A 22,737-nucleotide genomic window follows, 5' to 3' on the forward strand; every position below is an offset into this window, starting at 1 on the left:
TTATTTACGGTCACATGCCCGGGAACCGAAAGGACCGCGCAGCCGGTCCTCCGTCACCGTCCCCTGCGCCGTCTTCAGGCTCCGGTCGTAGCAGCCCGCCGTCCCGTACAGCCGGTAGCGCTCACTCGACGTGCCGACCGCGTGCCGCTGGTCGCGCGGGACGTTCGCGGTGTACGTCGCGTCGCCCTCGTACGCGTCGTCGAACCGCGACCAGGACGCGCGTTTCCCGCCGCGCTCCGTGGAGGTGTCGGCGCGGTCGCCGAGCGCGAGCACGGTACGCAGGCGGTCGCCCGCGCCGAGTGTCGTCGTGCCTTCCATCGTGTACGTCCGGTGGGCGCGCACGGTGGTGGCCGGGCCGCGCCCGTCGGTGGTGACGGTCTCGTTGTCCGTCCACGTGCCCTTGAGTGCGTCCAGCTTCTCGCCATCGGTCCAGCGGTGGACGGAGGTGTTGGCGAGCATCCGGTCGACGGTCGTGACGACACGCCCGTGCGAGGTGTTCACATGGCCGGAGACGGTGAGCCGGTGACCGCCCTTGGTGTCGAGACGGTGCTCGGAACCCGGCGTGTACGCCGAGGAGTTGGCCGGCGCGCCGTTGTCGTGCCGGGTCAGCGCGCCCGTAACCACCGCACTCCCCTCGTCCTGCCACACCAGCACATTGACGGGTGTGCTCCAGCCGGTCCGGCCCTCGGGGACACCGACGACCGAGACCTCCACGCGGTGCGGGCGGCCGTCGTTGAGCCTGCCCGCGAAGGGCGTCAGGTCGTACTGGACGGGCTTGACGTCGAAGGCACGGGGGCCGGGGATCACGTACCAGAGGAAGGGGTTTGACCAGCCGCCGGTCCAGACCGTCGGGAACGGGGCGGCGATTCCCGCGAGTTGTCCGTCGACCTTGATCTGCACCTCGCGGTAGGGGCCGTCCGGGGTCGTGCAGGAGTAAGGCGCCTCCTCGGGGGCGGACAGGTACCAGTACTCCTCGCAGCCGCCGCCCGAGCCCGTCGCGTACACCTCGGCGACGATGCGTTCGGAGTTGCGCGGGGTGGTGAGGGAATTCCCGCCGTCGAGGGTGAGGACGCGGTCCGGGGTGGTGGCGGGCGGCTTGGTGCGGCCTTCGGCTACGTAGAACGTCAAGGTCGCCCTGACGTCGATGATGCCGGTGTACGTCTCGTTGACGACATTGCCGATGAGCATCTCGACGGGCTGTTCGCGGCGCAGGGTGTCGCTGTAGCGGGTGACGTCCTTCTCCACGGACCAGGTGATGCCTTCGGGAGAGGGCTGCGGGGTGGAGGTGCGGAGTACCTCGACGCCGCCGATGTGCAGGTAGCCGAGCCGGTCGTACTGCCGTCCCGCGACGTTGCCTTCGAGCCGGAGCACCACCTTGCTCCAGCGGTCTCCGCACTCCTCCGGGGGCGCGTATCCGCCCCGGTACGGCGTGAAGTCGCGGAACTCGGCCTGCGCGACGGTGACTTGGCAGGAGCGGGTGGCGGGGGCCTCGACGGGCGGCGCCGCGGTGACGGGATCGTGCCAGTCGCGGCCGAATTCGGCGGGCGGCTCGCCTGCGGCGGTGGCCGCGCCGGCCTGACCTGCCCCGAACACCGTTCCGGCGGCCAGCGCCAGGGCGGCGAACACGCACATGACTTTTGGTCGTCTCATGCGTCAGGAGTGAAGCGGGGGCGGGCCGGTAGCGCCAGAGTGAGATGTTGGATCTTGGCGTGTTCTGTGTGCCGGCGCCCATAAATCGATTGCGGTTTCAGGTGGAAAAACGCGAACCTTGCACGGTTTCGCCAGCACAGGCTGGCACAAGCAAGCGCAAGCAAGCACACCGAGCCGTGGGACGTCATGCAGATTCGCGATCTTCCGTATCCCGATCCGGGCGTCCCCGACGTCCGGTCCGGTCCCCGATTCCTCTACTGGCTCGGGCGGAACCAGCTCGGCGGGCAGCTGAAGTCGCTCTCGTGGGGCCTGCTGCACCAGTGCGGTGTGGCAGGCCTGCCACTGGGCGTGGGGCTCGCCGTACAGGCCGTGGTCGACAGATCCGGCAGTCGGCTGGCGCTGGCCGCCGGGCTGATCGCCCTGCTGGGTGTGGCCGTCGCCCTCGGCGACACCATGCTGCACAGGACCGCCGTCACCAACTGGATCACCGCCGCCGCACGCGTGCAGCAGCTGCTGGCCCGCAAGACGGCGGAGCTGGGGTCCGCGCTGACCCGCAGGGTCGCGGCGGGCGAGGTCGTCGCCGTCTCCACCGGTGACGTCGAGAAGATCGGCTGGTTCGTCGAGGCGCTCTCGCGCTTCGCCGCCGCCGCGCTCACGCTCGTCGTCGTGTGCGTGGGGCTGATGGTCTACCAGCCCGCGCTCGGCATCGTGGTGGCCATCGGGGTGCCCGTACTGGCCCTGTCCGTACTGCCGTTGCTGCCGAAGGCGACGCGGCGGGCAGACGCCCAGCGCGAGAAGGCGGGCAAGGCCACCGAGCTGGCGTCCGACACCGTCGCGGGCCTGCGCGTACTGCGCGGCATCGGCGGCGAGGACCTGTTCCTCGGCCGCTACCGCAGCGCCTCGCAGGAGGTACGCAAGGCGGCAGTGCGCAGCGCCCGCATGTGGGCGCTGATCTCGGCTGTCCAGGTGCTGCTGCCGGGCCTGCTGCTGATCACGGTCGTGCTGTACGGCGCGAAGCTCACCCTCGACGGACGGGTCGCGGTCGGCGAACTGGTCACCGTCTACAGCGCGGTGACACTGCTGCTCTATCCTCTCCGGCACTTCGAGGAGATCGCGATGGCGTACTCCTTCTCGCGGCCGTCGGCCAAGCGGGCCGCGCGGGTGCTGGGGCTGGAGCGCACGGCGTACGCACCGGGTGCCCCCGAGGCTTCCGCCGTCGAAGAGACCCCGGCCGGTGACCTGTACGACCCGGCCACCGGACTGCTCGCCCCCGCGGGCCGGTTCACCGCCGTCGTGTGCGGCGACCCGGATCTGGCCGGCGAACTCGCGGAGCGCCTCGGCGGTCACGCCACCACGGACACCGCCACCGGTGAGAAGGCGCCGCCTTCGGCGCTGCTCGGCGGGGTGGCGCTCGACGACCTGCCGCTGATCACCGCGCGGAGTGCGGTCCTGGTCCAGGACAAGGACCCGGTGCTGCTCTCGGGTACGCTGAGCGAGCTGCTCGACGTACCGGCTTCGGGGAACGTGGCGGCGGCGGACGCGCTGGACGCGGCCCAGTGCGACGACGTACTGGCCGCGCTCGCCCAGGCGTCGGCGGACAGCACGGACGACCCGATGCGCACCCGGATCACGGAGCGCGGGCGTTCGCTCTCCGGCGGCCAGCGTCAGCGCCTGGCGCTGGCACGGTCGCTGGTGACCGACCCCGAGGTACTGGTCCTGGACGAGCCGACCTCGGCCGTCGACTCGCACACCGAGGCGCGGGTCGCTGCGGGCGTGAAGCGGCTGCGGACGGGGCGTACGACCGTCGTCTTCGCGTCGTCGCCGCTGCTGCTCGACCGGGCCGACCGGGTGGTGCTCGTCCACGAGGGCGCGGTCGCCGCGGTGGGCGTGCACCGCGAACTGCTGCACACCGACCCGCGGTACCGCGCGGTCGTCACGCGCGAGACGGACGACGAGATGGCCGAGGTGGCCCCGGTCATGGAACAGGCCGACGTACCCGTACTGGAAGAAATCGAGGAATCGGCATGATCGGCGTGGCGCCACCGACGTACGACCCGGCGGCACCGGAGTCGGCTGGGTTGTTGCCGACTCTGCCTGTCGGCAGTCCGGCGACCGTACGGACGTACGTGAGCGAGCTGATGCGGCGGCACCGCAGGGCGTTCGCCGTGCTCGTGTCGTTCAACGCGGTCGCCGTCATCGCCTCGATGGCGGGCCCCTACCTCCTGGGATCGCTCGTCGAGGATCTGGCGGACGGGGCGCGTGAGCTCCACCTGGAGCGTACGGCGGCGATCTTCGCGCTCGCACTGATCGTCCAGACTCTCTTCACCGGCCAGATGCGGCTGCGGGCCGCCATGCTCGGCGAGGAGATGCTGGCCGACCTGCGCGAGGACTTCCTCGTACGGGCGGTCGGTCTGCCGCCGGGCGTGCTGGAGCGGGCGGGCACCGGCGATCTGCTTTCGCGCATCACCACCGACATCGACCGGCTGGCCAACGCGATGCGCGAGGCCGTGCCGCAGCTCGCCATCGGTGTGGTGTGGGCGGGCCTGCTGATCGGCGGCCTGACCGTCACGGCCCCGCCGCTGGCGCTTGCGGTGCTGGTGGCCGTTCCGGTGCTGGTCATCGGGTGCCGCTGGTACTTCAAGCGGGCGCCGTCGGCGTACCGCTCGGAGGCGGCGGGTTACGCGGCGGTCGCCGCGATGCTCGCCGAGACCGTGGACGCCGGGCGGACCATCGAGGCGCACCGCCTCGGCGGGCGCCGGGTGGCCCTGTCGGAGCGGCGGGTCAGGGAGTGGACGGCGTGGGAGCGGTACACGCTGTGGCTGCGGACCGTGCTCTTCCCCGTCATCAGCGTCACGCACATGACGATCCTGTGCTCGGTGGTGCTGATCGGCGGCGTCTTCGTCCTGGAGGGCTGGATCAATGTCGGCCAGCTGACGACGGGCGCCCTGCTCGCGCAGATGCTGGTCGATCCGGTCAACCTCATCCTGCGCTGGTACGACGAACTCCAGGTCGCGCAGGTGTCGCTGGCACGGCTCGTGGGCGTACGGGAGATCGAGCCGGACGCGGGTGACGCGAAGGTGGCGCCGGACGGGCGTGCGGTGCGCGCCGACTCGGTGCACTTCGGGTACCGGGCGGACGTCGACGTACTGCACAAGGTGACGCTGGACGTGGCGCCGGGGACGCGTCTCGCCCTGGTCGGCCCTTCGGGCGCCGGGAAGTCCACCCTCGGCCGGCTGCTCGCCGGGATCTACGCGCCGCGTACGGGTGAAGTGACGCTCGGCGGGGCGGAGTTGTCGCGGATGCCGGCCGAGCGGGTGCGCGCGCATGTGGCACTGGTCAACCAGGAGCACCACGTCTTCGTGGGCACCCTGCGCGACAACCTGCTGCTGGCCCGTACGAGCGCGCAGGACACCGACCTGTGGGCGGCGCTCGGGGCGGTCGGCGCGGACGGCTGGGCGCGGGCGCTGGACGACGACCTCGACACCGAGGTCGGTTCCGGCGGCCACGCGCTCACCCCGGCGCAGGCGCAGCAGATCGCGCTGGCCCGTCTGGTGCTCGCCGACCCGCACACGCTGGTGCTGGACGAGGCGACGTCGCTGCTGGACCCCCGGGCGGCGCGGCATCTGGAACGTTCACTGGCCCGCGTCCTCGACAGCCGTACGGTCGTGGCGATCGCGCACCGGCTGCACACCGCGCACGACGCGGATGTGATCGCGGTGGTCGAGGAGGGCCGGATCAGCGAACTGGGCAGCCATGACGAACTGGTGGCGGCGGACGGCGCGTACGCGGCGCTCTGGCGCTCCTGGCACGGCTAGGTCTGTGTCCTTCGCGGGGGCATGCCCCCGCGGACCACGGAATACGCGGTGGACCTTCACCCGTGGCGACGCCGTCCGTTCGCCACGTAGTCGCACGGCACCGGGCCGGCGCCGCCCCCCGGGCGGGGCGACCGGGCGTAAGTGGTGGGCCGCCGCCCGCCCAGCGGCGCGGTCCGTGCGCGGCCTCGTCGCTGCTGCGCGGCGGTCAGGCCGCGACGCGTACTGGCTCCACCCCCGCCTCGTTGTGGCGGTCCGCCCACGCCGTCAGGGCCGCGCCGCAGGCGTGGTCCACGTGGCGCAGGCCCGCTAGGTCGAGCTCGATCGGCCGGTCGCGCGGCAGCGCCTCCAGTTCGTCCAGGAGCTCCGGCAGCCGCAGGAAGGTCGCGTTGCCGAGGACGCGGACGCGTACCGGGCCCCGGTCGTCCTCGTCTCCGCCGGAGACCTCGACATGGACGTGCGAGATCTCCCACGCCGACTTCGCGACCGCCAGCAGCAGGCCGATCAGTACCCCTTCGAACATGTTGGTCACCACGATCGCGAGCGCCGTAGTGCCGAGCACCACCGCCTCGCCCCGGTGTTCGCGCCACAGCGGGACGAGTTCCTTCACCGGGATCAGTTTCCAGCCCGCGTGCACCAGCACACCGGCCAGCGCCGCCACCGGAATCACGCCGAGAGCCGCCGGGAACGCCGCGGCGAAGACGAGCAGCCACACCCCGTGCAGAACGCGGGAGGCCTTGGTGCGCGCCCCCGCCTGCAAGTTGGCCGAGCTGCGTACGATCACCGCCGTCATCGGCAGCGCGCCGAGCATTCCGCACACCGCGTTGCCCGCGCCCTGGGCGACGAGCTCCTTGTCGTAGTCGGTCCTCGGGCCGTCGTGCAGCCGGTCCACCGCGGCCGCGCTGAACAGGCTCTCGGCCGACGCGATCAGCGTGAAGGCGACCACCGTGCCCAGCAGGCCCACCTCGGCGAGCCCCGCCAAGTCCGAGATTCCAGGCGGCTGTACGGCGTCGAGCAGTCCCTTGACCTCCACCCGCGCGACCGGTGGGTCGAACGCCACCGCCGCCACTGTCGCGAGTGCGACCGCCGCGAGCGGGGCGGGCAGCACGCGCGCCGCGGCCGGAATCCTCGGCCACAGCACCAGCACCGCCACCGTGCCGACGCCGATGCCGAGTGCGGCCAGGGCCGGTCCCGACGCCAAGGTGTCGGCCGCCAGCGCCGGCAGGCCGCCGATCTTCGCGAGGCCACCGGCGGGCGCCCCGGCGTCGGCCAGGGCGTACAGCTGGCCGGCGATCAGCACCAGGCCGATACCGGCGAGCATGCCCTGCACCACCGCGATCGAGATCGCCCGGAACCAGCGGCCCAGCCGAAGGGCACCCATCGCGAGTTGCAGCACTCCGGCGCCCAGCACGATCGCGCCGAGTGCGCCGATCCCGTACTCCTGCACGGCCTCGTACACGAGCACGGTCATCCCGGCCGCCGGGCCGCTGACCTGGAGGCTGCTGCCGGGCAGCAGTCCGGTGACGAGCCCGCCCACGATCCCGGTGACCAGGCCCAGTTCGGCGGGTACGCCGGAGGCGACGGCCACGCCCACGCACAGCGGCACCGCCACCAGGAAGACGACGAGCGAGGCGGTGAAATCGGCACGGAGGTCGCCCCGGCCGCGCCGCCCGCCGAAACGCTTCGTAACGGCCTTGACGACGGTGTTCACGCCGGCGCTCACAGCGGCAGGAACGCGTCGGCGGCAGGCTGATGCGCCAGCACCACTCCCGTGTCCACGGCGTAGAACCAGCCGTGCAGCCGCAGTTGTCCGGCGGCCAGCCGCTCCGCCACGCAGGGGTAGGCGCGCAGCCGCTCCACCTGCTCGCGGACGTTGCGCTGGACGGCCGCCGCCACCTCCGTGTCGGCGTCCTCGTGGAGTCCGTCCAAATCGTCCGGCAGCTGGCTGTTCAGCCAGCCCTCGACCGCCGGTACGGCGCGGAGGTCCTCACCCCGCACCCGCGCGCCGATGGCCCCGCAGTGGGAGTGCCCGCACACCACGATGTCGGGAACCCGCAGCACACTCACCGCGTACTCGATGGTCGCGGCCTCACCACTCGGCCGGTCCGCGTGGTAGCCGGGCACCGCGTTGCCCGCCGTACGCAACTCGAAAAGCTCGCCGGGACGCGCGCCGGTGATCAGGGAAGGAACGACGCGCGAGTCGGAGCAGGCGATGAAGAGCGCCTGCGGAGACTGGCCTGCCGCCAGCCGCCCGAACCACTCGCGCTGTTCGTCGCGCGCCGCTATCCGTTCGCCCAGGGAGCGGGCATGGTCGATGAAGGTCTGCATGGGGGGGTCGCCTCCAGGAGCGATGACAGTACCGGGATGTGACGGATCAGTACGTACGGGAATCGGTCCGTACGGGCCGCGTCATCAGCAGCGGAAAACCTGGAGGGCGACGGGGAAGTCCCCAGATCTGGACGGCGCGTGGCAGTACGGCGCACCGCTGTCCGCCGGAAGGGCGTGCCGCGGGAGCTCCGCGAGCGGGGAGGACAGGGCGCAGACCGCGTGGACGGCCGTCTGCGGGGCGCCGGTCTCCGGCCGCTGCGCCCGGCGGACCTGGCCGGGGTGGGCCGCGGAATCGGAGTCGGGGGGCGAACACGAACCCTGCGCGGCCACCGGCGGCACCGTCTCGGGTTCGGCAACAGCCGCAGGACCGGCGGCGGAAGGCTCCGCGGCGGCGTTGCCGGTCGCCACCGTGAGGGAGAGCAGAGCGAATACCGCCAGCAGCAGCGCCTTGGCGGCCGCGGTGAACCGCAGCACTGTTTCCCCTCCCCCGTGGACGTCGCAAAGAAGACCGCCACCATTGTGTCCTGGAAGAGGTACCGGACAGCAACTCGGCAATTTACAACGCCGTTAACTCTCCGCGAACGGGGTCACATCTCACGCCTCCGCCCGCGCCGAGGACGGTCCCGACGGCCACGGCGCCGGGCCCGCCCCCGCGGCACGGCACCGTCAGCGGCTGCCGTGCACCTCAAGCGCCGCGCGGACCGCGGACTCCAGCGCCCCTTCGATCCAGGCGGGCTTGAGCGAGGTGTGACAGCCGGCGAAGTGCAGCGGGCCTTCGCGGGTGCCCATGTCCGGGAAGATCTCGGTGTGCTGCCCGGGCAGGAGCACGGACGCCTCCCCGTAGGCGTACGGGTCGCGCTGCCAGCTCTGCGTGCGGCCGACGCCGGTGAAGAACACCTCCAGCCGCTGCCCGTACACCTCCTGCATGCCGCGCAGCGCCAGCGCGTACCGGGCCTCGTCGTCGTAGGAGTCCCAGCGCCGGGCATCGTCCGCCCAGCTGTACGAGGCGAGTACGACGCCTCCGTCGCTGCCCGGCACCGGGTGGGACGGGTTGAACATGAAGCGGTTCGGGTTGTCGGTCACCGATCCACCGCCGACGACCTCCGCCGCCTCGGGCTGGTCGCGGGAGACCCAGCAGTGCGCCGCGTAGTGCGTGCGCTGTGCCTCGGAGAGGTGCCCGGGCGGCACGGAGGGGTGGGCTCCGAGCAGCCGCCCGTCGTTCGCGACCCGGCCCTTGCGGTAGGCGTCGTACAGGCCGGGATCCATGGAGTTCAGCTCGCGCTTCCAGTCCTCCTCGCTCATCTCCCACCACCGGCGGCTGAATTCGAGGAGCACCTTGGTGGCGCTGTCGTAGTGCACCTCGCAGACGGCCCGGCGCTTGCCGTACGAGAGCTGGGGCGAGACCTGGACGTGCCGCAGGCCGGAGAAGGGGATGGTGACGATGGCGGTGTCGCCGGAGAACTGCTCGCGTACGACTTCGCCGTCGCGTCCCTCGGAGACGGTGTGCAGCCGCACGCGCGGCCCCGGGGCGCCCGCGTCGCGGGTTTCGATGCGGGTGACGCGCCGGTCGAAGCGCACTTCGTCGCGTACGTCGTCGAGGAGGGCGTCCGCGAGGACCGCGGTGCCGCCGGTCAGCTCGTAGAACTTGGTGCCGGGGCTGATCAGGGAGGCGCCCATGAAGCTGTGCATGAAGGACAGCGGGAGCCGGGACGTCATGTTCTCCAGCGTGCCGATGAGGTCGATCGTGCGCGTGTCGAGCTTCGCGTGCTCGGTGAGGAAGCGGTACATCGACCAGTCGCCGAAGCGCTGGACGATCCGGGCCCAGCCTTCGACGAGGTCGGGCATCGGCTTGTTGACGCGGGTGCCGTCGGGCCGGCGGGTGCTGTACTCGTCGCGGACGGGGTCCAGGGCCTGCCGGACGATCTCGGACGCGGGGACGTCCACGTACTTGCGCGGCACACCGAAGGAGCGGTTGACCGCCTGCGGGTTCTTCGCGTAGTCGGCGCGCCGGACCCTGATCCCGTTGACGCGGATCCAGGTGCGGTACACCGGCTTGCCGTCGGGGTCGGTGTCGATGTAGTGGAAGGGCCGGCGTTCGATGCCCAGGTGGTCGATCAGCCCGATGACCAGCGGGTGGCTGCCGGGGATGCGCATGGCGCCCGCCTCGGCGTACTGCTTCGGATCGGCGAACGGCTGCTTGGCGTTCTCGTGGCCGCCGGTACGGAAGGTCTTGATGCGGCCACCCGCGCGGTTTCCGTTGGCCTCGACGACGGTGACCCGGTGACCGGCTCGCTTGAGCAGCGACGCAGCGACCATGCCGGCCGGCCCGGCGCCGATCACCAGCACCTTCTTCGGCGCGGCGCCGGCCCTCGGGAACCCGTCGCCGAGAAGGATCTTCTCGTACCTGGGGACCAGGGGCTTGTTGTCCTCATCGAGCACCAGCAGGGCTCGGGCGACGGTGAGGCACGTCTGCCAGTCGGTGGTGGAGCGGGGGGCGGCGGGCGCGGCGGGAGCTGTGGGGGCTGCGGCCGCCGCTGCGGGAGCAGGCGCCCCGGCGACAGTGGTGACGGCGGCGGCCGTGGCCGCCGCGCCGGTCCGAGCACTGAATTGACGACGCGTCAGCTTTGGGGATTCCATGATCTCAAGAACTCGATCTTGGCCCGCCCGGCTGCGGGTCCGCGTCAGGATTCACCCGAACGGAACTCGTCCATAACGCATCCGGAACGCATCAGCAACGGGTCATATGAAGTTCATCGCCGCCGCGCCGCCCACTCCCCCGAGCAGCATGAACGCCGGCATGAGCACCTTCAGCTCCACCCAGCTGCCCGCGCGGAACCGCAGCGCCTTCGGCGGGCCGATCGGGTACCAGCGCTTGCGGCCGACCGGGATCGGCCACAGGATCGGGCAGCCGGAGACGGTGAGCGCGTCACCGATGTCGTGCACCAGCGCACCGAGCACGATCGGCAGGCCGAGCCACAGGTACTCCTGGCCGTCGCCGGTGAACAGCCAGTCGGCGCCGTTGCCCGGTTTGTCCAGTACGCCCGCCAGAATCCACGCGCTCGTCGCGCCGAGCAGCCACACCAGGATGTCGCTCGACATCCTGGCGGCCCGCCACAGCAGGCCTTCCACCGCCAGCACCAGGTGGATGAAGAGGAGCGCGAGGACCGCCCAGCGTCCGCCGGTGTACGCCAGGGCCGACGCACCGGCGCCGATCACGACCGCCCACAGCCAGGTGTGGGTGAGGGTGCGGTGGCCGCCGGTCCTGCGCGGGTCACCTTGCTTCTTTGTCGCCTTGTAGACGGCGTACGACAACTTGTCGACGATCTCGCAGACGCCCTTCGACACCGGTCCGAAGGCGCGCGAGATCGTCGCCGACTTGTGGTCGAGGTCGGGAGCGAGGGCCGCGCCCGCGCAGATCAGGGCGCCGACGACGATCACGGGCCACGGCATCGGATGTCCGGCCGCGGCTGCCGCCGCCCCCACCCCCAGCCAGGCCGCTGCTCCTGACAGTGAGTGCGCCGGTCCCATCATGGTCGTTCCCCGCCCCGTTTGCTCTTGTGGTGTCGCCCAGTTGACACGGCAGCGTATCGCCCGTGATCTTCGTGCGACCGACCGGTTCCCTGTTCAGGGGGGAAGCCAGGCAAGATGGGGGCGTGACCCTTATCGATCAGATGCCCCCGACCGCCGACCCCGATGCCCTCTTCGAAGCTTTCTCCTCATGGGCCGAGGACCAGGGCATCAGTCTCTATCCCGCTCAGGAGGAGGCGCTGATCGAGGTGGTCTCCGGTGCGAATGTGATCTTGTCCACTCCCACCGGCTCCGGCAAGAGCCTGGTCGCGGCGGGTGCGCACTTCACCGCCCTGGCCCAGGACAAGGTGACCTTCTACACCGCACCGATCAAGGCGCTGGTCTCGGAGAAGTTCTTCGACCTGTGCAAGCTCTTCGGCACGGAGAACGTCGGCATGCTGACGGGCGACGCGTCCGTCAACGCCGACGCCCCGGTCATCGCCTGCACGGCGGAGGTGCTGGCCTCCATCGCGCTGCGCGACGGCAAGCACGCCGACATCGGCCAGGTCGTGATGGACGAGTTCCACTTCTACGCCGAACCGGACCGCGGCTGGGCCTGGCAGATCCCGCTCCTGGAACTGCCGCAGGCGCAGTTCATCCTCATGTCGGCGACGCTCGGCGACGTCTCGATGTTCGAGAAGGACATGACCCGCCGCACGGGCCGCCCGACGTCCGTCGTGCGCTCCGCGACCCGCCCGGTCCCCCTCTCGTACGAGTACCGCCTGACCCCTATCACCGAGACCCTGACCGAGCTGCTGGAGACCAAGCAGGCGCCGGTCTACATCGTGCACTTCACGCAGGCGGCGGCCGTCGAGCGGGCGCAGTCGCTGATGAGCATCAACATGTGCTCGCGCGAGGAGAAGGACCAGATCGCCGAGCTGATCGGCAGCTTCCGCTTCACCACGAAGTTCGGCCAGAACCTCTCCCGGTTCGTCCGGCACGGGATCGGCGTACACCACGCGGGCATGCTGCCCAAGTACCGCAGGCTCGTGGAAAAGCTCGCGCAGGCGGGCCTGCTGAAGGTCATCTGCGGTACGGACACGCTCGGCGTCGGCGTCAATGTCCCGATCCGTACGGTCCTGTTCACGGCCCTCACCAAGTACGACGGCACGCGCGTACGCACGCTCCGCGCCCGGGAGTTCCACCAGATCGCGGGCCGCGCCGGCCGGGCCGGCTTCGACGTCGCCGGTCTTGTCGTCGCCCAGGCACCCGAGCACGTCGTCGAGAACGAGAAGGCCCTCGCGAAGGCGGGCGACGACCCGAAGAAGCGCCGCAAGGTGGTCCGCAAGAAGGCCCCCGAGGGCTTCGTCGCCTGGTCGGAGACGACCTTCGACAAGCTCATCGGCTCCGACCCCGAGCCGCTGACGTCCCGCTTCCGCGTCACGCACACCATGCTGCTCTCGGTGATCGCCCGCCCCGGCAACCCCTTCGCCGCCATGCGCCACCTCCTGGAGGACAACCACGAGCCGCGCAAGGCGCAGCTGCGGCACATCCGCCGGGCGATCGCCATCTTCCGGTCGCTGCTCGACGGCGGCGTGGTGGAGATGCTGGAGACCCCGGAGCCCGACGGCCGGACCGTACGCCTGACCGTCGATCTCCAGCAGGACTTCGCGCTCAACCAGCCGCTGTCGACGTTCGCGCTCGCGGCGTACGAGCTGCTGGACCCGGACTCCCCTTCGTACGCCCTCGACATGGTGTCCGTCGTCGAATCGACGCTCGACGACCCGCGCCAGATCCTCGCCGCCCAGCAGAACAAGGCGCGCGGCGAGGCGGTCGGCCAGATGAAGGCGGACCGCGTCGAGTACGAGGAGCGCATGGAGCGGCTCCAGGAGATCACGTACCCGAAGCCGCTGGAGGAGCTGCTGTGGCACGGGTACAACGTCTACCGCAAGAGCCACCCGTGGGTCGGCGACCACCCGGTGTCGCCGAAGTCCGTGGTCCGTGACATGTACGAGCGGGCCATGACCTTCGCCGAGTTCACCTCGCACTACGAGCTCGCCCGCACCGAAGGCATCGTGCTGCGCTACCTGGCAGGCGCGTACAAGGCCCTCGAGCACACCATCCCGGACGACATCAAGTCCGAGGACCTGGAGGACCTGATCGCCTGGCTCGGTGAGCTGGTGCGCCAGGTCGACTCCAGCCTCCTCGACGAGTGGGAGCAGCTGGCCAACCCCGAGGTGGAGACGGCCGAGCAGGCGCAGGAGCGCGCCGACCAGGTCAAGCCGGTCACGGCGAACGCGAGGGCCTTCCGGGTGCTCGTACGCAACGCCATGTTCCGCCGGGTCGAGCTGGCCGCCCTGGACAACGTCCGGGAGCTGGGCGCGCTGGACGGTGAGTCCGGCTGGGACGAGGACAAGTGGGGCGAGGCCATGGACGCGTACTGGGACGAGTACGACGACCTGGGCACGGGTCCTGACGCCCGCGGTCCGAAGCTGCTGATGATCGAGGAGGACGCCGAGCACGGTCTGTGGCGCGTCCGCCAGATCTTCGCCGACCCGAACGGCGACCATGACTGGGGCATCAGCGCGGAGGTCGACCTCGCCGCCTCGGACGAGGAGGGGCGGGCGGTCGTCCGCGTCACCTCGGTAGGCCAGCTGTAGAAGAAGGAGAAGCACCCGTGACGACGAACCCCGCCGAACGGCTCGTCGACCTGCTCGACCTGGAGCAGATCGAGGTCAACATCTTCCGCGGCCGCAGCCCGCAGGAGTCCCTGCAACGCGTCTTCGGCGGGCAGGTCGCCGGCCAGGCCCTGGTCGCGGCGGGCCGTACGACCGAGGGCGAGCGGCCCGTGCACTCGCTGCACGCGTACTTCCTGCGCCCCGGCCGCCCCGGTATGCCGATCGTCTACCAGGTGGAGCGGGTACGGGACGGGCGTTCCTTCACCACCCGGCGGGTCACGGCGGTCCAGCAGGGCCGGACGATCTTCAACCTCACCGCGTCCTTCCACCAGCCGGAGGAGGCCGCCTTCGAACACCAGCTGCCGCCGCGCCTGTCCTTCCCGGACCCGGATTCGCTGCCGACGGTGGCGGACGAGATCCGCGAGCACCTGGGCGAGCTGCCCGAGGCACTGGAGCGGATGGCCCGCCGCCAGCCCTTCGACATCCGATACGTCGACCGGCTGCGCTGGACCGCCGAGGAGATCAAGGAGGCGGACCCGCGCAGCGCGGTGTGGATGCGGGCGGTCGGACCGCTGGGCGACGACCAGCTCGTCCACACCTGCGCGCTGGCGTACGCGTCCGACATGACGCTGCTGGACGCGGTCCGTATCCCGGTCGAACCCCTCTGGGGCCCGCGCAATTTCGACATCGCGTCGCTGGACCACGCGATGTGGTTCCACCGGCCGTTCCGGGCGGACGAGTGGTTCCTGTACGACCAGGAGTCCCCCATCGCGACGGGCGCACGGGGGCTGGCGCGCGGCCGGATCTACGACCGTGCGGGCAACTTGCTGGTGTCGGTGGTGCAGGAGGGACTGTTCCGCCCGCTGCCGTCCTGACCCGGATAGACGCCGCTACGGGGCGCATTCGTGACGCGGACCACGAGGGCGGGGCGGAGATCCCGCTGACGGCGGTGTCCCCGCCGAAGTTCCAAGTGGGCCGGCCGGCTGCGCAGCTCCTGCTGCACCAGGTGCGGTTGCGGCCGAATCTGGTGGTACGGGCGTCGTGCGGTCCCGAAGGTGCCCCGTGTCATTGAGCAGCCGCACCGCCGCGTTCCCATCCGCGGAGTACACCACCGCCGACAGCCACGCCGTCAGGTCGTCCGCGTAGCGCTCCTCCGGCGAAGGTCAGCCCCTCCCAGGCGCCGAAGTCCGCCTCTCGCAGGCCATCCTCGACGTGTACGTCCAGGCCCGGCCGCGCGGCAACCGCCTCCGCCGTCTCCCGGCTGCGCCGCAGCGGCGACGATCGCCTGCACGCTGCGGCGGACCGCCAGCAGCGCCGCGGTCGCTTCGGCCTGCCGGAGGCGGCCGGAGGCGGCCGGAGCCGCCTCCTCGACCCCGGCACGCCCCCCTTCCCCGTCTCCGCACAGCGGCGTCTTGATCTCCAGGAGAACTCCTCGTCAGTAGTCGATGCGGTCGGATTTGGCCAGCCACGCGTCGAACGGCGCCGTACGGTTCGGCAGGTCCAGCTGCTCCACCGGCATCGGCCACATCGACGCGGGCTGCTTCTCGAACAGGTCGTAGAACTTGCGGTCGTCGAAACCGGCCACCGCGGCATCGTGCCGATCAGCGGCGTAGATGATCCGGTCGAATCGCGCCCACAGCGCGGAGGAAAGGCACATCGGACACGGCTCGCACGAGGTGATCAGGACGCAGCCCTCGAGCGAGAAGGTGTCCAGTTTCTTGCAGGCTCCGCGCATCGCGCTCACCTCGGCGTGCGCCGTCGGGTCCAGGGTCGCGGTGACCTGGTTGTTCCCGATCGCGACAACCTCGCCGCCCTTGGCGACCAGTGCGCCGAACGGACCACCGCCGTTCGTCACGCTGTTGGTGGCCAAGCTGATCGCCTGTTCCATCCAGGCGCGGCTGAGCTCCTGGATGCTCGTCTCTTGGGTGTTCGCGGTCACGGTCACTCCTTCTTCGAAGACGGTGGGGGCTCCCCGGATTCGGGGCAACAACTGGGGTCCGCGGATGCCGCCTTGAGATCAGCACTCAATCAGCGCAGAAATCCGCACGGCCGGCGACCCGCGTAAGATCATCGCGGCACGACGCCGGCAATGTGCTCCTGTGCCACCGGGGTGTGGGTCAGGTCCAGCCCCGTCGCATTGCGGATGGCGTTCACGACCGCCGGAGTGGCCGAAATGGTGGGCGGTTCGCCGACACCACGCACACCGTACGGCGCGTGCGGGTCACCCATATCGATGGCATTCACCGTCATCGGCAGCATGTCCACGATCGTCGGGATCAAGTAGTCCGTGCACGACGGGAGATCAGGCCAGGTGATCTCAGTATGCCGACCGGAAAACTTCTCAGTCACGACTTTCCCTTCGGTCGGCAAGAAGTCAGGAGGATCAAGCAGAGCAGTCGAACGACGGCCTTTGCGGCCACCGCTTCCTTGCGACTTGTGTGAGGAGTACACAGCCACGCGAGTGGAGCCAGCTAGGAGTGGAAGACATGAAGGCTGAGGCCGACTCTTCGTAGACTTCTACAAGAGCCGGTCAGACCTGCGGCGTTGGTCAACGCCCAGCACTCCCGTAGTAGTTCCTGATACGGATCGTGCACCGCCGGCCGAACCCCCGCACCGGCCGGCCGCCCCAGCACCACCCACCCGATCGTCAAATACCGGGGCCCGGCCGGCCCGGTGGGGAAGGTAACGGTCGATGAGGTCGGCGGCCGGTACGCCCCGCAGCGTCGGGCAGGGCTCCTTCAGCGAAGTCCGGCTCAGTCGAGATTGCCCAGCTTGCCGAGGTCCTTGCACATCACGCCGTCCTTCATGACGAGCAGGATGTTGGCGGGCGCGGTGAGAGCCGCGATGTCGGTCAGCGGGTTCCCGCGGGCCACGACGACGTCGGCGCGCTTGCCCGCCTCCAGCGTGCCGATCTCGTGCGCCAGGCCGAGGAGTTCGGCGGCCTCACTCGTCCCGGCGCGGATCGCACCCATCGGCGTCATTCCGCAGTCGACGAGGTACTCCAGCTCCCGCAGGTTCGTGCCGTGTTCCGCGATGCCGCAGTCGGTTCCCATGGCGACACGGACGCCCCGCGCGACAGCGTGCGGGATGTGCCGGCGGGCGACGGCCTGCCAGTGCTTCTTCTTCTCGTACGCCCAGGCTGCCACCTTCTGCGGGTCGGGGTCGGTGTTCACGGTGGTGAGCGTCGGCACGAGAAACGTGCCGCGCTCCAGCATCAGGTCGATCGCCTCGTCGTCGATCGCGTAGCCGTGCTCGACGCTGGCGACTCCGGCGCGTACGGCATTGAGAATGCCGCCGCGGCCCTGGGCGTGCGCGGCCACCTTCGTGCCCCGGTGGCCTGCCGCGACCTCGGTGATCGTACGGATCTCGTCCTCCAGGAAACCGTCGTCGTCCGGATGGTCGGTCGGGCTCCACACGCCGCCGGTGGCCGCGACCTTCACGCAGTCGGCGCCCTTGCGGAGCACCTCGCGCACGGCCCTGCGGCATTCGGTGGGACCGTCGGCGAGGCGGCCCATGACGGGGTCGTTCTCGCCGTTGTCGGTGGCCGCCCGGAAGTCGCCGTGGCCACCGGTGGGGGTGAGCATGGCGATGGCGACCAGCAGGCGCGGCCCGGCGAGCAGCCCCGACTCGACGGCCTCCCGGTGGCCGGCGTCCGCGCCACCGAGGTCGCGGGCGGTGGTGACGCCCGCGTCGAGGGTGAGCTTCATACGCGGCGCGGCGAGAAAGGTCCGCAGCGAGACGGGCATCGCGGCGACCTCGGCGTGGGTGAGGGCTCCGCCGGGCGCCGCCATGTGCACGTGGCAGTCGATGAACCCGGGCAGGATCGCGTTCCCCTGTACGTCGATACGCCGCGCCGGGGCGGGCAGTGCGGGCAGGCGCAGCCCCCCCGACGGTCCCGCCCAGCGGATGAGCCCGTCCTCGATGAGCACCGCTCCGTCCGCGACCGGCTCGCCACCGGTGCCGTCGATGAGCAGTCCGTTGTGGAGGAGTACGGGGGTGCTGGGGCCGGTCATGGCGCGATTCCTTCCCAGGAGTGGTGCGTGCACCACCACACGGTGGTGTAACCGTCCTCGGCCGGAACCTCGGTGCCCTTGAGCGGGCGAAGGTCTGAAACAGTACGAACCAGTGACCGACCGGCGGCCGGACCGGCCGCCCATAGCCATAGGAGACGGCGATGAGCCTGTACGACATCCCCCTGCGCACCCTGACCGGCGAGCCGACCACCCTGGCGGCCTACGAGGGCAAGGCGGTGCTGGTGGTGAACGTCGCGTCCAAGTGCGGGCTGACCCCGCAGTACGCCGGCCTGGAGCGGCTCCAGCAGACGTACGGGGACCGGGGCTTCACGGTGCTCGGTGTGCCGTGCAACCAGTTCGCGGGCCAGGAGCCGGGCAGCGCGGAGGAGATCGGCACGTTCTGCTCGGCGAGCTACGGCGTGACGTTCCCGCTGCTGGAGAAGATCGAGGTCAACGGTGATCACCGGCACCCGCTGTACGTCGAACTGACCTCGGCGAAGGACGAGGCCGGCGAGGCCGGGGACGTCCAGTGGAACTTCGAGAAGTTCCTGGTGAGCGCGAAGGGCGAGGTCGTCGGCCGGTTCCGCCCGCGCGTCGAGCCGGAGGCCCCGGAGGTCGTGGCGGCCATCGAGGCGCAGCTGCCCTCCGCCTGACGGCACGGACACGCGAAGGCGCCGTCCCTCTTGTGCAGGGGGACGGCGCCTTCCGACGTCGACGGGCTGTCGGGCTAACGGGCTAACGGATCGGCATGCCCGACAGTGTGCGGGCGATCACCAGGCGCTGGATCTCACTGGTGCCTTCGAAGATCGTGTAGATCGCGGCGTCGCGGTGCATGCGTTCCACCGGGTACTCGCGCGTGTAGCCGTTGCCGCCGAGGATCTGTATGGCCTGTGCGGTGACCTTCTTGGCCGTCTCGCTGGCGAACAGCTTGGACATCGAGCCCTCGGCCGAGGTGAACGGCTTGCCCGCGCTCGCCATCCAGGAGGCCCGCCAGACCAGCAGCCGCGCCGCGTCGATCTGGGTGCGCATGTCGGCGAGCTGGAAGGCGACGCCCTGGTTGTCGATGATCGGCCGGCCGAACTGCTCGCGCGTCCTGGCGTAGTCGAGTGCGACCTCGTACGCGGCGCGGGCGGTGCCCACCGCCATCGCGCCGACGGCCGGGCGTGATGCCTCGAAGGTGGCCATCGCGGCGTTCTTCACGCGCTCGCCGCCCTTCTGGACGCGCTCGCGGGCGCGGGCGAGACGCGCGTCGAGCTTGTCCTTTCCGCCGAGCAGGCAGTGGCCGGGGACGCGGACGTTCTCCAGGACGACCTCGGCGGTGTGCGAGGCGCGGATGCCGTGCTTCTTGAACTTCTGGCCCTGGGAGAGGCCGGGCGTATTCGGCGGGACGATGAAGGAGGCGTGGCCCTTGGAGCCGAGGTCGGGGTCGACGAGGGCGACGACGACATGGACGTTGGCGATGCCGCCGTTGGTCGCCCAGGTCTTCGTGCCGTTCAGCACCCACTCGTCCTTGGCCTCGTCGTATACGGCGCGGGTGCGCATCGCCGATACGTCGGAGCCTGCGTCGGGCTCGGAGGAGCAGAAGGCGGCGACTTTGACGTCGTTGGGGTCGCCGTACATCTGCGGGATCCAGGTGCCGATCTGCTCCTCGGTGCCGTTGGCGAGGACGCCGACGGCGGCCAGGCCCGTACCGACGATGGACAGGGCGATCCCCGCGTCGCCCCAGAACAGCTCCTCCATCGCCATCGGGATGCCGAGGCCCGTGGGGTCGAAGAACTGCTGGGCGTAGAAGTCGAGGGAGTAGATGCCGAGCTTGGCCGCCTCCTGAATGACGGGCCAGGGCGTCTCCTCGCGCTCGTCCCATTCGGCGGCGGCCGGGCGCATCACGTCGGCGGCGAACCCGTGGATCCAGTCGCGGACCTGCTTCTGGTCGTCGTTGAGTTCGAGCGTGAACTCGGCCATCGTCCCCTCCAGGCGTTACTTGCGGTAACAGAAGTCTGTTACTGGTAAGTAGCTCATGTCAACCGCGGCAACACGGCCGACGGTCATGGTGTTACGTTTCCCAGGCGTCACGGAATCGCTTTGGGCGGGGAGACACATCATGGAAACCACACAGCAGGACGCTCAGCAGCGCTCGGCTGCCGCGCGGCGGCGGCGGGAGCTGCTGGAGGCGGCGGACCGCGTGGTGCTGCGGGACGGGCCCCAGGCTTCCATGAACGCGATCGCCGCGGAGGCGGGGATCACCAAGCCGATCCTGTACCGGCACTTCGGGGACAAGGGCGGGCTGTACCGCGCGCTGGCCAAGCGCCACACCGATGCGCTGCTCTCGGCGCTGCGGGCGGCGCTGGACGCGCCCGCCGAGCGGCGGCAGCGGGTCGAGGCGACGCTGGACACGTACCTCGCGGCGATCGAGGCGCTGCCCGAGGTGTACCGGTTCCTGATGCACCCCGCCGAGGACGCCCACCAGCCCGAGCAGGGCTTCGACGTCGGCCGCCACTCGGCTCCGCTGCTGCGGCGGCTCGGGGAGGAGCTGGCGATGGTGATAGCGGAGCGGGTGGACCTCGGTCCGGACAGCGAGCAGCTGGCGCGGGTGTGGGGGCATGGGATCGTCGGCATGATGCACGCGGCGGGTGACTGGTGGCTGGGCGAACGCCCGTGCTCGCGCGAGCAGTTGGTGTCCAGCCTCGCAGACCTGCTCTGGGGCCGCCTGGCCGCCGCCGGCGACCGCGTGGACGGCCCCGGCTTCTAGCCCCACCCCCGGACCAACACCGCCGCGCGGGCCTGTTCCGGCTACGCCCGGCCGCCCCACGACGCCCGCCGCGCCGCCCGCAGGGCCTTCGCCCGGCGCCAGCCGGACAGCCGGTCCGTGTAGACCACCCCGCCCAAGTGGTCGCACTCGTGCTGCAGGCAGCGGGCGAAGAAGCCGGTGCCCTCGACGCGCACAGGATCGCCCGCCACCGACACCCCCTCCACCACCGCCCGGTCGAACCGCTCCGTGCCCGCCTCAATACCCGGCAGGGACAGGCACCCCTCGGGACCGCGTACGGTAATGCCGTCGGCCTCGACCAGGCGTGGGTTGACGATGTGACCGACATGCCGGACATCTTCATCGTCCGGACAGTCGTAGACGAAGACACGCAGCGGTACGCCGACTTGATTGGCCGCGAGGCCAACCCCCTCGGCGGCGTACATCGTCGCGAACATGTCCTCGACGAGCCGGACCAGCGAGGGACCGAAGTCGCTCACCGTCTCGCAGGGCGCGTGCAGCGCCGGGTCGCCGAGCAGTGTCATGGGTCGTACGAGCCCGGAACTGCCGGGAATCGGGCGGTGTCGCATGGCGGCAAGCGTACGGGCAACCGGACGTTCCGCCGGGGGCCACAAACGCCCCGGCGGTGCCGGGGTGCGGGAGCCCGGCTGGATCTCGATAGGCTGAGCCCCGACGTTGACCGGTGGACCTGGGGCAAATGCGGCGCCGGATGCAAGGAGGATCAGTGACGATGGCAGGCAACACGGAGCCGTTGTCGCCGCGGGCCAAGCTGGCCGTGACGGCAGGCAAGGCCGCGGCGGCGGTGTCCCGCGCCGCGGGACGCGGCAGCGGATCCGTGATCGGCGGCAAGGTGGCGCTCAAGCTCGACCCCGACCTGCTCGGGCGGCTCGCCCAGCATCTCGACGTCGTGCTTGTCTCCGCGACGAACGGCAAGACGACCACGACCCGGCTCATCGCCGAGGCGCTGCGGGCCAGCGGCCCGGTCGTCTCCAACGCGCTCGGCGCCAACATGCCGGCGGGCATCACCTCCGCCCTGGCAGGCGGCTCGGACGCGAAGTACGGCGTGATCGAGGTCGACGAGAAGTACCTCGCCGGAGTCGCGCGCGATGTGACGCCGAAGGCGATCGCACTGCTCAACCTCTCCCGCGACCAGCTCGACCGCGCCGCCGAGACCCGGATGCTCGCCGAGAAGTGGCGCGAGGGCCTGTCCGGCACGAAGGCCGTCGTCATCGCGAACGCCGACGACCCGCTGATCGTCTGGGCCGCGTCGTCCTCGCCGAACGTGGTGTGGGTGGCGGCCGGCCAGGAGTGGAAGGACGACGCCTGGTCGTGCCCCTCCTGCGGCGGCGTCATGCAGCGGCCCGGCGACGACTGGTTCTGCGGCGAGTGCGGCTTCCGCCGCCCCTCCCCCAGCTGGGTGCTCAGCGGCGACCACGTCCTGGACCCGCACGGTTCGGCCTGGCCGATCCATCTCCAGCTGCCCGGCCGCGCCAACAAGGCGAACGCCGCCACCTCGGCCGCCGTCGCGGCCGTCTTCGGTGTGCCGCCGCAGGTGGCCCTGGAGCGGATGTACGAGGTCCAGGCTGTCGCCGGCCGCTACGACGTCGTCCAGTTCCAGGAGCGCGAGCTGCGACTGCTCCTCGCGAAGAACCCGGCGGGCTGGCTCGAAACGTTTTCTCTCATCAACCCGCCGCCCACGCCGGTGATCCTGGCCGTCAACGCGCGCGGTGCGGACGGCACGGACACCTCCTGGCTGTGGGACGTCGACTACACCCGGCTGGCCGGCCACCCGATCTTCGTGCTCGGTGACCGCAAGCTGGACCTCGCGGTACGCCTCGAAGTCGCGAACCTGGACTTCCGGGTCTGCGAGACGCTCGACGAGGCCGTGCAGCTGGCGCCGCCCGGGCTGATCGAGACGATCGCCAACTACACCGCGTTCCAGGACCTGCGCCGCCGCGTCGGCAACTAGGCCCGCGTACACC

General features: G+C 70.8%; 17 protein-coding genes and 2 pseudogenes. 7 read left to right on the plus strand and 12 right to left on the minus strand.

Annotated features, from left to right (window positions below; all coding sequences use genetic code 11):
- Positions 1–1,650, minus strand: coding sequence for a peptide-N4-asparagine amidase (locus J7E96_RS07870; RefSeq protein ID WP_215128875.1), 1,650 nt, complete (start codon positions 1,648–1,650; stop codon positions 1–3).
- Between the two features lie 186 nt (positions 1,651–1,836).
- On the opposite strand from J7E96_RS07870, the gene J7E96_RS07875 reads away from it, so the two are divergent.
- Both J7E96_RS07875 and J7E96_RS07880 read left to right on the plus strand, forming a co-directional pair.
- Positions 1,837–3,678 carry an ABC transporter ATP-binding protein gene (locus J7E96_RS07875; RefSeq protein WP_215128877.1) on the plus strand — a complete coding sequence of 614 codons (1,842 nt, stop codon included), beginning with the start codon at positions 1,837–1,839 and terminating at the stop codon, positions 3,676–3,678.
- Positions 3,675–5,465, plus strand: a complete 1,791-nt coding sequence (locus tag J7E96_RS07880) for an ABC transporter ATP-binding protein (RefSeq protein WP_215128879.1) — start codon at positions 3,675–3,677, stop codon at positions 5,463–5,465. The genes J7E96_RS07875 and J7E96_RS07880 overlap by 4 nt, the downstream gene beginning before the upstream one ends.
- Before the next feature lie 205 nt (positions 5,466–5,670).
- Here J7E96_RS07880 and J7E96_RS07885 read toward each other — a convergent pair whose 3' ends face one another.
- The 5 genes from J7E96_RS07885 to J7E96_RS07905 form a co-directional block, all read right to left on the minus strand.
- A complete protein-coding gene (locus tag J7E96_RS07885) occupies positions 5,671–7,077 on the minus strand; it encodes a SulP family inorganic anion transporter (RefSeq protein ID WP_251069586.1) in 1,407 nt (468 codons plus the stop codon).
- Positions 7,078–7,181: 104 nt separating this feature from the next.
- On the minus strand, positions 7,182–7,790 hold the full coding sequence (locus J7E96_RS07890) for a carbonic anhydrase (RefSeq protein ID WP_215128881.1): 609 nt from the start codon (positions 7,788–7,790) through the stop codon (positions 7,182–7,184).
- A gap of 84 nt (positions 7,791–7,874) precedes the next feature.
- The gene (locus tag J7E96_RS07895; RefSeq protein WP_215128883.1) at positions 7,875–8,264 is read right to left on the minus strand and encodes a hypothetical protein; all 390 of its coding nucleotides are present in this window, start codon (positions 8,262–8,264) and stop codon (positions 7,875–7,877) included.
- Positions 8,265–8,456: 192 nt separating this feature from the next.
- Complete coding sequence (locus tag J7E96_RS07900) at positions 8,457–10,427, minus strand: NAD(P)/FAD-dependent oxidoreductase (RefSeq protein WP_215128885.1); 1,971 nt, start codon at positions 10,425–10,427, stop codon at positions 8,457–8,459.
- Positions 10,428–10,529: 102 nt separating this feature from the next.
- The gene (locus J7E96_RS07905) at positions 10,530–11,321 is read right to left on the minus strand and encodes a metal-dependent hydrolase (RefSeq protein ID WP_215128887.1); all 792 of its coding nucleotides are present in this window, start codon (positions 11,319–11,321) and stop codon (positions 10,530–10,532) included.
- Between the two features lie 122 nt (positions 11,322–11,443).
- Here J7E96_RS07905 and J7E96_RS07910 point away from each other — a divergent pair, with 122 nt between their 5' ends.
- Both J7E96_RS07910 and J7E96_RS07915 read left to right on the plus strand, forming a co-directional pair.
- The gene (locus J7E96_RS07910; RefSeq protein WP_215128889.1) at positions 11,444–13,957 is read left to right on the plus strand and encodes an RNA helicase; all 2,514 of its coding nucleotides are present in this window, start codon (positions 11,444–11,446) and stop codon (positions 13,955–13,957) included.
- Positions 13,958–13,974: 17 nt separating this feature from the next.
- Positions 13,975–14,850, plus strand: a complete 876-nt coding sequence (locus J7E96_RS07915; protein WP_215128891.1) for an acyl-CoA thioesterase II — start codon at positions 13,975–13,977, stop codon at positions 14,848–14,850.
- A gap of 15 nt (positions 14,851–14,865) precedes the next feature.
- Here J7E96_RS07915 and J7E96_RS37150 read toward each other — a convergent pair.
- From J7E96_RS37150 to J7E96_RS07935, 4 genes and pseudogenes are all read right to left on the minus strand, one after another.
- A pseudogene (locus J7E96_RS37150) lies at positions 14,866–15,350 on the minus strand (histidine phosphatase family protein); the annotation flags it as partial.
- A gap of 60 nt (positions 15,351–15,410) precedes the next feature.
- Entirely contained in the window at positions 15,411–15,914 is a 504-nt protein-coding gene (locus tag J7E96_RS07925) for a nucleoside deaminase (RefSeq protein WP_215128893.1), read from the minus strand.
- 128 nt (positions 15,915–16,042) lie between these two features.
- Positions 16,043–16,273, minus strand: a pseudogene (locus J7E96_RS07930) (hypothetical protein); the annotation flags it as partial.
- 455 nt (positions 16,274–16,728) lie between these two features.
- Positions 16,729–17,988 carry an amidohydrolase family protein gene (locus tag J7E96_RS07935; RefSeq protein WP_215128895.1) on the minus strand — a complete coding sequence of 420 codons (1,260 nt, stop codon included), beginning with the start codon at positions 17,986–17,988 and terminating at the stop codon, positions 16,729–16,731.
- A gap of 161 nt (positions 17,989–18,149) precedes the next feature.
- Here J7E96_RS07935 and J7E96_RS07940 point away from each other — a divergent pair, with 161 nt between their 5' ends.
- Positions 18,150–18,641, plus strand: a complete 492-nt coding sequence (locus J7E96_RS07940; RefSeq protein ID WP_215128897.1) for a glutathione peroxidase — start codon at positions 18,150–18,152, stop codon at positions 18,639–18,641.
- An 82-nt stretch (positions 18,642–18,723) separates the two neighbouring features.
- On the opposite strand, the gene J7E96_RS07945 is transcribed toward J7E96_RS07940, so the two are convergent.
- Positions 18,724–19,950: an acyl-CoA dehydrogenase family protein gene (locus J7E96_RS07945; protein ID WP_215128899.1), complete on the minus strand. Its 1,227-nt coding sequence runs from the start codon at positions 19,948–19,950 to the stop codon at positions 18,724–18,726.
- A gap of 139 nt (positions 19,951–20,089) precedes the next feature.
- Between J7E96_RS07945 and J7E96_RS07950 the strand changes: the two genes are divergently transcribed.
- On the plus strand, positions 20,090–20,737 hold the full coding sequence (locus J7E96_RS07950) for a TetR family transcriptional regulator (RefSeq protein ID WP_215128901.1): 648 nt from the start codon (positions 20,090–20,092) through the stop codon (positions 20,735–20,737).
- 41 nt (positions 20,738–20,778) lie between these two features.
- Here J7E96_RS07950 and def read toward each other — a convergent pair whose 3' ends face one another.
- Positions 20,779–21,324, minus strand: a complete 546-nt coding sequence (def, locus tag J7E96_RS07955) for a peptide deformylase (protein ID WP_215128902.1) — start codon at positions 21,322–21,324, stop codon at positions 20,779–20,781.
- Positions 21,325–21,485: 161 nt separating this feature from the next.
- On the opposite strand from def, the gene J7E96_RS07960 reads away from it, so the two are divergent.
- The gene (locus J7E96_RS07960) at positions 21,486–22,724 is read left to right on the plus strand and encodes a MurT ligase domain-containing protein (RefSeq protein WP_215128904.1); all 1,239 of its coding nucleotides are present in this window, start codon (positions 21,486–21,488) and stop codon (positions 22,722–22,724) included.
- Positions 22,725–22,737 lie beyond the last annotated feature (13 nt).

The organism is Streptomyces sp. ISL-96 (assembly GCF_018614035.1).
Classification (GTDB): domain Bacteria; phylum Actinomycetota; class Actinomycetes; order Streptomycetales; family Streptomycetaceae; genus Streptomyces.

Coding starts and splice junctions, on each gene's coding strand:
- J7E96_RS07875 (WP_215128877.1), top strand. CDS start 1,837: ATGCAGATTCGCGATCTTCCGTATCCCGATCCGGGCGTCCCCGACGTC.
- J7E96_RS07870 (WP_215128875.1), bottom strand. CDS start 1,650: ATGAGACGACCAAAAGTCATGTGCGTGTTCGCCGCCCTGGCGCTGGCC.
- J7E96_RS07950 (WP_215128901.1), top strand. CDS start 20,090: ATGGAAACCACACAGCAGGACGCTCAGCAGCGCTCGGCTGCCGCGCGG.
- J7E96_RS07940 (WP_215128897.1), top strand. CDS start 18,150: ATGAGCCTGTACGACATCCCCCTGCGCACCCTGACCGGCGAGCCGACC.
- J7E96_RS07945 (WP_215128899.1), bottom strand. CDS start 19,950: ATGGCCGAGTTCACGCTCGAACTCAACGACGACCAGAAGCAGGTCCGC.
- J7E96_RS07960 (WP_215128904.1), top strand. CDS start 21,486: ATGGCAGGCAACACGGAGCCGTTGTCGCCGCGGGCCAAGCTGGCCGTG.
- def (WP_215128902.1), bottom strand. CDS start 21,324: ATGCGACACCGCCCGATTCCCGGCAGTTCCGGGCTCGTACGACCCATG.
- J7E96_RS07935 (WP_215128895.1), bottom strand. CDS start 17,988: ATGACCGGCCCCAGCACCCCCGTACTCCTCCACAACGGACTGCTCATC.
- J7E96_RS07905 (WP_215128887.1), bottom strand. CDS start 11,321: ATGATGGGACCGGCGCACTCACTGTCAGGAGCAGCGGCCTGGCTGGGG.
- J7E96_RS07900 (WP_215128885.1), bottom strand. CDS start 10,427: ATGGAATCCCCAAAGCTGACGCGTCGTCAATTCAGTGCTCGGACCGGC.
- J7E96_RS07880 (WP_215128879.1), top strand. CDS start 3,675: ATGATCGGCGTGGCGCCACCGACGTACGACCCGGCGGCACCGGAGTCG.
- J7E96_RS07890 (WP_215128881.1), bottom strand. CDS start 7,790: ATGCAGACCTTCATCGACCATGCCCGCTCCCTGGGCGAACGGATAGCG.